This is a genomic window from Paraburkholderia sp., from assembly GCF_050742655.1.
GTDB lineage: Bacteria > Pseudomonadota > Gammaproteobacteria > Burkholderiales > Burkholderiaceae > Paraburkholderia.
Map to the genome: position 1 here is coordinate 122,365 of NZ_JBOIGG010000004.1, position 12,487 is coordinate 134,851.

Consider the following 12,487-nt stretch of genomic DNA (forward strand, 5'->3'; position numbering starts at 1 on the left):
TTTTGGAGAATCGCCCATGAAGTTTCGTTTCCCCGTCGTCGTCATCGACGAAGATTTCCGCTCCGAGAACATCTCGGGATCCGGCATCCGGGCGCTGGCCGAAGCGATCGAAAAGGAAGGCGTGGAAGTCCTCGGGCTGACGAGCTATGGTGACCTGAGCTCGTTCGCGCAGCAGTCGAGCCGCGCATCGTGCTTCATCCTGTCGATCGACGACGACGAGTTGCTGCCGTACGTCGACAACGTCGCGGTCGAAGGCGATACGCCCGAGCTCGCGGCGGCGATCGTCGCATTGCGCGCGTTCGTGGCCGAAGTGCGCCGCCGCAACGCGGACATTCCGATCTTCCTGTACGGCGAGACGCGCACATCGCGGCACCTGCCGAACGACATCCTGCGCGAACTGCACGGCTTCATCCACATGTTCGAGGACACGCCGGAGTTCGTCGCGCGCCACATCATCCGCGAGGCGAAGGTCTATCTCGACTCGCTCGCGCCGCCGTTCTTCAAGGAACTGGTGCAGTACGCCGACGAAGGCTCGTATTCGTGGCACTGCCCGGGTCACTCGGGTGGCGTCGCATTCCTGAAGAATCCGCTCGGCCAGATGTTCCACCAGTTCTTCGGCGAGAACATGCTGCGCGCCGACGTCTGCAATGCCGTCGACGAACTCGGCCAGCTGCTCGACCATACCGGCCCGATCGCGGCATCGGAGCGCAACGCGGCGCGCATTTTCAGCGCCGATCATCTGTTCTTCGTGACGAACGGCACGTCGACGTCGAACAAGATCGTCTGGCACGCCACCGTCGCGCCGGGCGACATCGTGCTGGTGGACCGCAACTGCCACAAGTCGATCCTGCACGCCATTACCATGATGGGCGCGATCCCCGTGTTCCTCACGCCGACGCGCAATCACTTCGGCATCATCGGCCCGATTCCGCGCGACGAATTCAAACCGGAAAACATCCGCAGGAAGATCGAGGCGAATCCGTTCGCGCGCGAAGCGCTCGCAAAGAACCCGAACCTCAAGCCGCGCATCCTGACGATCACGCAGAGCACGTACGACGGCGTCATCTACAACGTCGAGATGATCAAGGATCTGCTGGGCGACCTGCTCGACACACTGCACTTCGACGAAGCGTGGCTGCCGCACGCCGAGTTCCATGAGTTCTACCAGGACATGCACGCGATCGGCGCGGGCCGTCCGCGCACGGGCGCGCTGGTGTTCGCGACGCACTCCACGCACAAGCTGCTCGCCGGTATCTCGCAGGCGTCGCAGATCGTCGTGCAGGACTCCGAGAACAGCACGTTCGACAAGCACCGCTTCAACGAGGCGTATCTGATGCATACGTCGACGAGCCCGCAGTACGCGATCATCGCGTCGTGCGACGTGGCGGCCGCGATGATGGAGCCGCCGGGCGGTACGGCGCTGGTCGAGGAGTCGATTGCCGAAGCGCTGGATTTCCGCCGCGCGATGCGCAAGGTCGACGACGAGTACGGCGACGACTGGTTCTTCAAGGTCTGGGGCCCGGAAGAACTGGCCGATGAAGGCATCGGTTCGCGCGAAGACTGGATACTGCGGCCGAACGAACGCTGGCATGGCTTCGGTCCGCTCGCCGAAGGCTTCAACATGCTCGACCCGATCAAGGCGACGATCATCACGCCGGGGCTCGACGTGGACGGCGAGTTCGGCGAGACCGGCATTCCGGCTGCGATCGTGACGAAGTACCTGGCCGAGCACGGGATCATCGTCGAGAAGACCGGGCTGTACTCGTTCTTCATCATGTTCACGATCGGCATCACGAAGGGCCGCTGGAACTCGATGGTCACCGAGCTTCAACAGTTCAAGGACGACTACGACAACAACCAGCCGCTGTGGCGCGTGCTGCCGGAGTTCGTGTCGCACCATCCGGCGTACGAGCGTATGGGCCTGCGCGATCTGTGCGAGCAGATCCATAGCGTGTACCGCGCAAACGACATCGCGCGTCTCACCACCGAGATGTACCTGTCGAGCATGGAGCCGGCGATGAAGCCGTCCGAAGCCTATGCGAAGCTGGTGCACCGCGAGGTCGATCGCGTGCCCATCGACGAACTCGAAGGCCGTGTCACGGCGATCCTGCTGACGCCGTATCCGCCGGGCATCCCGCTGCTGATTCCGGGCGAGCGCTTCAACGCGACGATCGTCAACTATCTGCGTTTCGCGCGCGAGTTCAACGAGCGTTTCCCGGGGTTCCATACGGACATTCACGGGCTCGTCGGCGAGACGATCAACGGTCGCATCGAGTATTTCGTCGATTGCGTGCACGCCTGACGATGACGAAGAGGATGGACCCGGGGCTGCGTTCCGGCTGCCGCGCGTTTGCGGTGGCTGTATTCGCGTTTGCGGTATGCATCATGCCCCTGGGCATGCGCTTCGCGTGGGCGGAAGTTGCGGCCGCCGATCCGATTGACACCGCGATGCGCACCTGTCTTGCGCGCGGTGACATGTCGTCGACCGCGGGGCAGGTGCAGTGCATGGATACCGCGGGCACTGCGTGGCAGGCCGCGCTCGACATGGCGTACCAGCAGGTGCTCACGAAGGCACTGGCGCCGCGCCGCGCGCGCTGGGAAGCGAGCCAGAAGCGGTGGACCCAGTGGCGCGACGCCGAAGCGAAGATGCAGCACGCGGTGTTCGCGACGACGCAGGGTTCGATGTACGTGCTGTACGCGGCCGACATGCAGTTGCAGCCGGTGCGCGACCGTGCGCTCGGGCTGCGTCGCGCGGCGGCGGTCGAAGGGACCGGCGACGTACCGCCGCGGCTGAGCGCGTGCTCCGCCGATGCACGCTGCGAGCACGCGATGTTCGATCTGAACCGCTACTACCGCCGGCTCAACGCAAAGATGCCGCCGCGAGCGCGGCCGACGCTCGTACGCGCACAACGTGCATGGGTTGCGTACCTTGACGCGACTACGCCGGTGATCGACGAGCACGCGCGCATCGACATCATCGGCGCGCGGATCGCGACCATCAAACGGCTGTCGGAAACGGTCGGCAACGACTGAATCGCTGAATCAGTCGATCGCGGGGTCCGGGCGCGCCCCGAGCGCGAGCCTTGCCTGCAGCCGCTACAATGGATGCCGCCCGATTCCGGTACGCGTCGAACGATTATCCCGGTATCAGGCGATCCGATCTTCATCCCGCCCGCTTGCGACCGGTCCGGTCCGTCGGGCCGACTAACCATGACCCGAACGCCGTCTTCCGATTCCTTCGCTCCTTCCGGCTCTTCGCCGGACGCGCCGCCTCCGCTCGACGCGACGCCCGCCCGCGCGCTCGGCGACTTCATCCGCGCGCATCGCGAGCGTCTGTCGCCGAATGCGGTGGGGCTGCCGCCGGGTCCGCGACGCCGTACGCCCGGCCTGCGCCGTGAAGAGGTCGCGCAGCTGTGCAGCGTGAGCCCGACCTGGTACACGTGGATCGAGCAGGGCCGGCCCGTGTCCGCGTCGGCCGATGCGCTCGCGCGGATCGCCGTCGCGCTGCAACTGTCGCGCGCCGAACGCGCGTATCTGTTCGAGCTGGCCGCGCAACGCGATCCGGCGGGCCCGGATTCCAGCGCCGCCGATGCGCCTGACACGCTGCTGCATGCCGTCGATCTGATCGACGCACCCGCGTACGTGCTCGACCGCCAGTGGACCGCGCTCGCATGGAATGCGCGCGCGGCCGATCTGTTCGTCGGTTGGCTGGACGGTACGCACGACCGCAATCTGCTGCGCTTCACGTTCACCGAGCCGGCCGCGCGCGACCTGATCGTCGACTGGGATGTGCGCGCGCGGCGCCTCGCGGCCGAGTTCCGTGCCGATTCGATCCGCCATCTGAACGACCCGCCGACCCGCGCGCTGATCGACGCATTGAGCGCGTCGAGCGATGCGTTCGCGCGCTTCTGGGCGTCGCAGGACGTTGGCGAACGCGAGGGCGGGCGGCGCGAATTCAATCATCCGCGCGATGGCCGCGTCGTCTACGACCAGATCACGTTCAAGCCCGCGCATCGCGAGGACCTGAAGCTCGTCATGCTGATCCGCGAGACGTGACGGGGCGCGCGGGCCTGGTCTCAGGTTCCCGGGTGTTAAAATCACCGACTTCTCCGGTTCGCGCGGCATCGCCCGTGCGGTCAGCTTCAAGCTGCTTTATCGCCCGCTCATTTTCCCGTTCACTGCCCAACACCATCATGACGTCCCAACTGCACAAAAAAGGCGAAGCCTGGTCGGCCCGCTTCTCTGAGCCGATGTCGGAGCTCGTCAAACGCTATACGTCTTCGGTCTTCTTCGACAAACGTCTCGCGCTCGTCGACATCGAAGGATCGCTCGCGCACGCGTCGATGCTGGCGGCGCAGAAGATCATCGGCGCCGACGACCTCGCGGCGATCCAGCGCGGGATGGCGCAGATCAAGGGCGAAATCGAGCGGGGCGAGTTCGAGTGGAAGCTCGATCTCGAGGACGTGCACCTGAACATCGAGGCGCGTCTCACCGCGCTGATCGGCGACGCGGGCAAGCGTCTGCACACGGGCCGTTCGCGCAATGACCAGGTCGCGACCGACATCCGCCTGTGGCTGCGTGGCGAGATCGACCGGATCGGCGAGCTGTTGACCGGCCTGCGCCGCGCGCTGATCGATCTTGCCGAACAGCACGCGACGACGATCATGCCCGGCTTCACGCATCTGCAGGTCGCGCAGCCGGTCACGTTCGGCCACCATCTGCTCGCGTACGTCGAGATGTTTTCGCGCGACACCGAACGGATGATCGATTGCCGCAAGCGCGTGAACCGTCTGCCGCTCGGCGCGGCGGCGCTCGCGGGCACGAGCTACCCGATCGACCGTCACGCGGTCGCGAAGACGCTCGGCTTCGACGGCATCTGCGCGAACTCGCTCGACGCGGTGTCCGACCGCGACTTCGCGATCGAATTCACCGCCGCGGCCGCGCTCGTGATGACCCACGTGTCGCGCTTCTCCGAAGAACTCGTGCTGTGGATGAGCCCGCGTGTTGGCTTCATCGATCTCGCGGACCGCTTCTGCACCGGCTCGTCGATCATGCCGCAGAAGAGGAACCCGGACGTGCCCGAACTCGCACGCGGCAAGACCGGTCGCGTGAACGGCCATCTGATCGCGCTGCTCACGTTGATGAAGGGCCAGCCGCTCGCGTACAACAAGGACAATCAGGAAGACAAGGAGCCGCTGTTCGACACCGTCGACACGGTCGCCGATACGCTGCGGATTTTCGCGGAGATGGCCGCCGGGATCACGGTGAAGCCGGACGCGATGCGTGCCGCCGCGCTGCAGGGCTTCTCGACCGCAACCGATCTCGCCGACTATCTGGTCAAGCGCGGGCTGCCGTTCCGCGACGCGCACGAAGGGGTCGCGCACGCAGTGCGGATCTGCGTGGACCGCGGCTGCGATCTCGCCGATCTGTCGCTCGACGAGATGCGCAGCGATCTGCCGAACGTCGCGCATCTGCTCGGCGACGACGTGTTCGAATACCTGACGCTCGAAGGATCGGTGGCGAGCCGCAATCATCCGGGCGGCACCGCGCCGGATCAGGTACTTGCGGCGGCAAAGGCTGCGCGGGCGGCGCTCGGCTGATCTGCTCTACGTTCGATACAGCCAATAAAAAAGTCGGCCCCGCGAAAGCGGGGCCGACTTTTTGCTATGTGGACGCAGACCGCTCGCGTTAGCCCGTGTTGCGCAACCCCGCCGCGATCCCGTTGATCGTCAGATGTATCCCGCGCCGCAGCCGCACATTGGTATCGCCGGCACGGTGACGCTTCAGCAGTTCAACCTGCAAGTGGTTCAGCGGGTCGAGGTACGGGAAGCGATTCTTGATCGAGCGCGCCAGCAGCGGGTTATCCGCGAGCCGCTCGCTCTTGCCGGTGATCTCCGACAGTACCTTCGACGTGCGCTCCCACTCGGCGACGATCCGCTCGAACACGTGCTTGCGCAGCTTCTTGTCGGTGACGAGCTGAGCGTAGCGCGACGCGACCGCGAGGTCGGTCTTCGCGAGCACCATGTCCATGTTCGACAGCAGGTTCGCGAAGAACGGCCAGCTCTTGTGCATTTTCTTCAGCAGCGCGAGGCGGCGGGTGCGCTCCGCTTCGCTCGGCGCGCTGTCGAGGTGCTCGGCGACCGCGCTGCCGAAGCCGTACCAGCCAGTCAGCAGCAGCCGGCATTGACCCCACGAGAAGCCCCATGGAATCGCCCGCAGATCTTCGATCTTGCGCTGCTTCGGGTCCTGCAGCTTGCGTGAAGCGGGCCGGCTGCCGATGTTCAGCTCGGCGATTTCGACGATCGGCGTCGACGAGAAGAAGTAGTCGGTGAAGCCGGGCGTTTCGTAGACGAGCGCGCGATACGCAGCCATCGCCGCATCGGACAGGCTCTGCATGGTTTCTTCGTACGCGGGCAGCTGCGTCGGCGCGGTGCCGTGCGGCAGCAGCGACGCTTCGAGCGTCGCGGCAATCACCGTCTCCAGATTGCGCCGGCCGATCTCCGGATTGCCGAACTTGCTTGCGATCACCTCGCCCTGTTCGGTGAGGCGGATCTGGCCGTCGACGGTGCCGGGCGGCTGCGAGAGGATCGCCTGATAGGTCGGACCGCCGCCGCGGCCGACCGTGCCCCCGCGGCCATGGAACAGCCGCAGCGTGACGCCGCGTTCGTTGAAGATCGACACCAGCGCGAGTTCCGCGCGATACAGCTCCCAGTTCGACGTGAGGAAGCCGCCATCCTTGTTGCTGTCCGAATAGCCGAGCATCACTTCCTGCTCGCCGCCCTGATGTTCGATCAGCGCGTCGACGCCGGGCAGCGCGATCAGGTCGCGCATGATGTGCGGCGCGTTGCGCAGGTCGGGGATCGTTTCGAACAGCGGGATCACCATCAGGCCCGCCTTCGCCGGATCGTGCGCGCTGCCGAGGCAGCCTTGCAGCAGACCGGTTTCCTTCTGCAGCAGCATCACCTCGACCAGATCGCTGACCGTCTCCGTGTGCGAAATGATGTAGTTGCGCACCGCGCGCGCGCCGAATTTCTCGCGCGTCGTGCGGGCCTCTTCGAGTATGCCCAGTTCGTTTTTCGCGAGTGCCGAGTATTCGAGATACGGCGAACGCAGCAGTCGCGGCTGCGCGAGTTCGGCGAGCAGCACGCGCAGCTTGTCCGCCTCGGAGAGCGCGGCGTAATCCGCTTCGACGCCCGCGGCGCGTAGTAGCTCCGCGACGACGGCCTCGTGCACGTCGGAGCTTTGTCGCAGGTCGATGCTTGCGAGGTGGAAGCCGAATACTTCGGACGCACGCGCGAGTGGCGACAGCCGTGGCGTGGCGAGCGTCGCGCCGTGATGCTCGGCGAGCGAATCGATCAGTACATGCAGATCGCGCGTGAATTCGGCGGCGTCGTCATACGGCGTCGCGCGGATCGGTGCGACCCCGCGGCCCGCGCTGCGCACCGGCACGCTGCCTTCGCCGAGCCGCACGCGCGCGCTCGCCGCGAGCCGCGTGTACATGCCGATCAGCGCACGGCGATACGGCTCGTCGACGCGGTGCGGCGACTGGTCCGGCGACGCGGCCGTCAGCGCCTTCAATGCTTCGCTCGAACCGGCGAGCAGGTTCGACACGGACAGTTCGGCGCCGAGCTTGTGCACCTGTTCCATGTAGTGCTCGAAGATCACCGCGGCCTGGCGGGTGATCGCGTGTTCGAGCGTTTCTGCCGTGACGTTCGGATTGCCGTCGCGGTCGCCGCCGATCCAGCTACCCATCTGGAAGAACGGCGGCAGCCGCGTGGGCAGACCGTGTTCGGCGAGCGCCGCTTCGATATCGGCATACAGCGCGGGGATTTCTTCGAGGAAGGTGGCGCGGTAGTACGACAGCGCGTTTTCGATTTCGTCGGCGACCGTCAGACGCGAATCGCGCAGCATCCGCGTCTGCCACAGCGACGTGACGCGCGCGCGCAGCAGCGATTCGTTCTGTGCGCGTTCACGCTCCGTGAGCGGCTGGTCGCGCTCGGCGAGCAGGCGCGCGATGTCGTGCTCCGCGTCGAGGATGCTTTTGCGCTGCACTTCGGTCGGGTGCGCGGTCAGCACCGGCACGATCAGCGCGTCGTTGAAGAACTGCTGCACGATCGGCGTGGCGGCATTGCCGGCCTCGACGAGCCGTTCGAGCGCGTGCCCGACGGTGCCCGGCTGCGACGCCGAGCCAGCGAGCGCGTGGATGCGGTGGCGGCGGTTGCGATGGCGGTCTTCGGCGATGTTCGCGAGATGCGAAAAATAGCTGAATGCGCGCACGACGCTCACCGTCTGCTCGGGACTCAGCGAGCGAAGTTTCTTTTCGAGCGTCTGCGCGGCGGCGCTGTCGTCCTCGCGGCGAAAGCGCACTGCCGTCTGACGGATCGTCTCGACGACGTCGAACACCGCGTCGCCTTCCTGCTCGCGCACGACGTCGCCGAGCAGGCGTCCGAGATAGCGGATGTCCTGGAAGAGCGGTTGATCCTTGTCCTCGCGATTGCGGCCGCCTGGCTTCTGTGCGGCTTTGTCGGTGGACTGCACGGCTGGAGCGTTGGACGCCGGCGTCGCGCCGTTCAACGCGGCTTCGATTGCGATCGTCGACGGCTTGCCTCGCTTGTCCACTTTTGCCGCACGCGTGGCCGTCGCGGCCTTACCGTTTGCTTCCAGCTTGCCGGTTCGGGCTTTGTCTTTATGTTTATTTGCAGCCTTGGTCACGGCTTTGGCCTCTTTATTGGGCGCGTCTTTCGGCGAGCGGGTGGGGACATCGGCGGAGACCGCCGCGGAAGCGTTGAGCGATGCAGTGTTGCGGCGGGCGGGGCGCGCCGGTCCGGAAGACGTCACGATGGGTTTCCTCGGGAAAGCCAGGGTCGAAAAAAGATGAACTGCTCCTGCTCTGGACTGCTCGTGGTGCTGGGGTACTCAAACTGCGCGAACTGCACGCCGCGTGTGGGCGCCGCGAAGCCGTGGTCATCGGAGACAGACGACTACAGCATACGGCGTGCACGCGGCACGGACTACCTCAAAACCGCGCGCCGTCTGCGCTGACGCGACACACGGGGATTGCGCGGACTGCGGATACACGGCGCGCAACGCGACTGCGCACCATGCGATGTTCTGTGTTCGATGGTCGGAAGGGGGGAGGCGGCGTGCGTCATGACCTGCCGGCAGCACGCTGCGCCGCATCGCATCATCACGAACAGGGCGGCGGTCTGCGCGAACGACCGTGCGCGGAACCGGGCCATCACACCACGACAAGCCACGACAAGCCGCGGCCTCCTCTTTCGATCATCGGTCGGCACGCCCTTGCACACGGCGGGAATGGCCGGAGCGCGTGCTAACATTCTTCGTTATTACATCCCGCCGTTCGACTATCAGGAATGAATTCCGAGACGCCTTCAGCGCCGCCCCGCACTCTCGTCATCGCTTCGCGCGAGAGCCGCCTCGCAATGTGGCAGGCGGAACACGTGCGGTGTGCGCTGCACAAATTATATCCATCTTGTGACGTAAAAATCCTTGGTTTGACGACACGTGGGGATCAGATTCTCGATCGCACGTTATCGAAGGTCGGTGGTAAGGGCCTCTTCGTGAAGGAACTCGAGAACGCGCTCGCCGACGGCCGCGCGGACCTCGCGGTGCATTCGCTGAAAGACGTGCCGATGGAACTGCCGCCGGGCTTCGCGCTGTCGACAATCCTGGAGCGCGAAGATCCGCGCGATGCGTTCGTGTCGAACCAGTACGACTCGCTGGCGGCGCTGCCGCCGGGGAGCGTCGTCGGTACGTCGAGCCTGCGTCGCGAAGCGATGCTGCGCTCGCGCTATCCGGAACTCGTCGTGAAGCCGCTGCGCGGCAATCTCGATACGCGGCTCGGCAAGCTCGACCGCGGCGACTACGCGGCGATCATCCTCGCGGCGGCCGGCCTCAAGCGCCTCGGCCTCGACGCGCGCATCACCGCGCTGCTCGATCCGCAGGACTGTCTGCCGGCAGCCGGGCAGGGCGCGCTCGGCATCGAGATCCGCGCGGACCGTCACGAACTCGCGGCGTGGCTCGCACCGCTGCATCACGAACACACGGCGACCGCCGTCGAAGCCGAGCGGATGGTGTCGCGCGCGCTCGGCGGAAGTTGCGAAGTGCCGCTCGCCGCGTACGCGACGTGGCACGACGGCGCGCTGCATCTGAGCGGCATCGTCGCGACGCCCGACGGACAGCGCATGCTGCACGCGCACGCGTCGGCGCCCGCAGCGACCGTCGCGGCCGCGCTCGAACTCGGCGGCGAAGTCGCGCGCCAGCTCGAAGCGCAGGGCGCGTTCGACATTGTTCGCTTGCTCGTCGACGCGAGCGACAGCGGCACCCCCCCGCCGGCCGACACGTAATGACAGACGCGCGGACAGACGAGCCTGGCGACGGGCCGGACCGGCCGGCGGACGCCCCCGCGTTCACCGCGGTCCTCACGCGGCCGCTTTCCGGGGTATCGAGGTTGCCCGGTAATGGCCACGGCCATGCCGACACGCTCGGCACGGACCTCGCACAGGCTGGCATCGCAACGTTCGACTTCCCGCTGCTCGAGATCGCCGACGTCGCCGACGACGGCCCGTTGCGCGCCGCACTCGCGTCGCTCGACCGCTACGCGCTCGTCGTATTCGTGTCGCCGAACGCGGTCGATCACGCGTTCGCGCGCTACGCCGCGATCTGGCCGCATGCACTGCCGGTCGGCGTGGTTGGACCGGGCAGTGTCGCGGCGCTCGCACGGCACGGCGTCGAGGCGCCGGCGTTCAGCGTGATCTGTCCGTCGGTGGCCGCCGACGAATCGGCGCGCTTCGATTCCGAAGCGCTGTACGCGTCGCTCGAGGCGGCGCTCGGCGAGCGCGCGTTCGAAGGCCGGCGCGTGCTGATCGTACGCGGCGACGGTGGTCGCGAGTGGCTCGCGGACCGGCTGCGCGAAGCGGGCGCCGAAGTCGAGACGGTCGCCGCGTACCGGCGTCTCGTGCCCGAACCGCCGATCGGCGCGTGGGCGCGCGTGCACGCGCTGTTGGCCGGCGAGCCGCACGCGTGGCTCGTCACGAGTTCGGAGGGCGTGCGCAATCTCGTTGAGTTGGGCGAGGCGCATCTGACCGCCGACGAACTCGTCCGCCTGAAGCGCGCGTCGCTCGTTGCGCCGCATCCGCGGATCGCCGAGATCGCGCGGGGACTGGGTTTTGATAGCATTACGGTGTCCGGGGCGGGCGCCGCGCGGATCGTCGACACGATGCGCTCGCTCGCCGCCTCCACCGTTTCACCCGTTTCCACCGTACCCGCAGCCTCCGTCGTCCAACCGGCATCGTCCACACCGGCTCCTTCACGGGCTCACTCACGCATGACTGATTCGAACGCATCCACGAACCCCGCGACCCCCGCCTCCCAGCCGGCAGCGACGGGCAGCACGCCGCCGCCGACTCCGCCGAATGTGCCGTTTACGCCGTACGAAGCGCAAGCGAAGCAACGCGGCATAAGCGGACCGCTGCTGTGGTTCGTCGTCGTGGTGATCGCCTGCGCGGCCGGGGTCGGCGGCTTTGCGCTGAATCGCAAGGTGATCCGGCTCGACCAGCAACTGACGCAGCGCCAGCAGGCCAACGATGCGCAGACCGCCGACCTGCGCGTGAAGACCGACCAGGCGGTCGCGACCGTGCATCAGATGGACTCGCAGATCTCGCAGCTCGAAGGCAAGCTCGCCGACGCTCAGACTACGCAGCAGGCTTTGCAGCAACAGTACGCGGACCTCGCGCGTAATCGCGATGACTGGACGCTCGCGGAAGTCGGGCAGATGCTGTCGAGCGCGAGCGAACAGCTGCAGCTCACCGGCAACACGCAGCTCGCGCTGTTCGCGCTGCAGAGCGCGGACACGCGGCTCGCCGCATCGGACGGCGCGCAGGTGCTCGCCGTGCGCAAGGCAATCGCGCAGGACATCGACAAGCTGAAGGCCGCGCCGTCCACCGACCTGACCGGCCTCGCGATCAAGCTCGACAACGCGATCGATCACGTCGACACGCTGCCGCTTTCCGGCGAAGCGCCGATCGCACACGCGACCCCGCACGCCACCACGCCCGCCGACACCGCGAAGGTCGCCGCCGCGACCGGCGAGCCGCGCTGGAAAGTATGGTGGCGCGAGTTCTCGGCCGGCGTCGGCCAGCAGTTGACCAGCCTCGTGCAGGTGCGCCGGCTCGATAACGCCGACGCGATGCTGGTGTCACCCGACCAGGGCTATTTCATCCGCGAAAACCTGAAGCTGCGCCTGCTGTCCGCGCGGCTCGCGCTGCTGTCGCGCAACCAGACCACGCTGAAGTCCGACCTGCACGCGGCCGATACGGCGCTCGCGCGCTACTTCGACGCGTCGTCGAAAGAGACGCAGACCGTGCGTGACCTGGTGAAGGACGTCGACGCAGCCTCGGCGGCGGTTGCGCTGCCGAATCTGGACACGAGCCTGCAGGCCGTGCACCAGTACCGTAGCCGGGGTTGA

General features: G+C 66.6%; 7 protein-coding genes. 6 read left to right on the plus strand and 1 reads right to left on the minus strand.

All coding sequences use genetic code 11. From position 1 onward, the window contains the following. The first annotated feature begins 16 nt into the window (after positions 1–16). The 4 genes from ACREXZ_RS07770 (at position 17) to argH (ending at position 5,600) form a co-directional block, all read left to right on the plus strand. Positions 17–2,302 carry an Orn/Lys/Arg decarboxylase N-terminal domain-containing protein gene (locus ACREXZ_RS07770; protein WP_431763470.1) on the plus strand — a complete coding sequence of 762 codons (2,286 nt, stop codon included), beginning with the start codon at positions 17–19 and terminating at the stop codon, positions 2,300–2,302. A gap of 2 nt (positions 2,303–2,304) precedes the next feature. Further along, positions 2,305–3,033 carry a lysozyme inhibitor LprI family protein gene (locus ACREXZ_RS07775; RefSeq protein WP_431763471.1) on the plus strand — a complete coding sequence of 243 codons (729 nt, stop codon included), beginning with the start codon at positions 2,305–2,307 and terminating at the stop codon, positions 3,031–3,033. A gap of 177 nt (positions 3,034–3,210) precedes the next feature. Next, positions 3,211–4,056 (plus strand): helix-turn-helix transcriptional regulator, encoded by an 846-nt coding sequence (locus ACREXZ_RS07780; protein ID WP_431763472.1) that lies wholly within the window; start codon positions 3,211–3,213, stop codon positions 4,054–4,056. A gap of 137 nt (positions 4,057–4,193) precedes the next feature. After that, positions 4,194–5,600, plus strand: a complete 1,407-nt coding sequence (gene argH, locus ACREXZ_RS07785) for an argininosuccinate lyase (RefSeq protein WP_431763473.1) — start codon at positions 4,194–4,196, stop codon at positions 5,598–5,600. Between the two features lie 88 nt (positions 5,601–5,688). On the opposite strand, the gene ppc is transcribed toward argH, so the two are convergent. Continuing rightward, entirely contained in the window at positions 5,689–8,838 is a 3,150-nt protein-coding gene (gene ppc, locus ACREXZ_RS07790; protein WP_431763474.1) for a phosphoenolpyruvate carboxylase, read from the minus strand. A gap of 536 nt (positions 8,839–9,374) precedes the next feature. Here ppc and hemC point away from each other — a divergent pair. Then, on the plus strand, positions 9,375–10,367 hold the full coding sequence (gene hemC / locus ACREXZ_RS07795) for a hydroxymethylbilane synthase (protein WP_431763475.1): 993 nt from the start codon (positions 9,375–9,377) through the stop codon (positions 10,365–10,367). Further along, positions 10,367–12,487 (plus strand): fused uroporphyrinogen-III synthase HemD/membrane protein HemX, encoded by a 2,121-nt coding sequence (gene hemDX / locus ACREXZ_RS07800; RefSeq protein WP_431763476.1) that lies wholly within the window; start codon positions 10,367–10,369, stop codon positions 12,485–12,487. The genes hemC and hemDX overlap by 1 nt, the downstream gene beginning before the upstream one ends.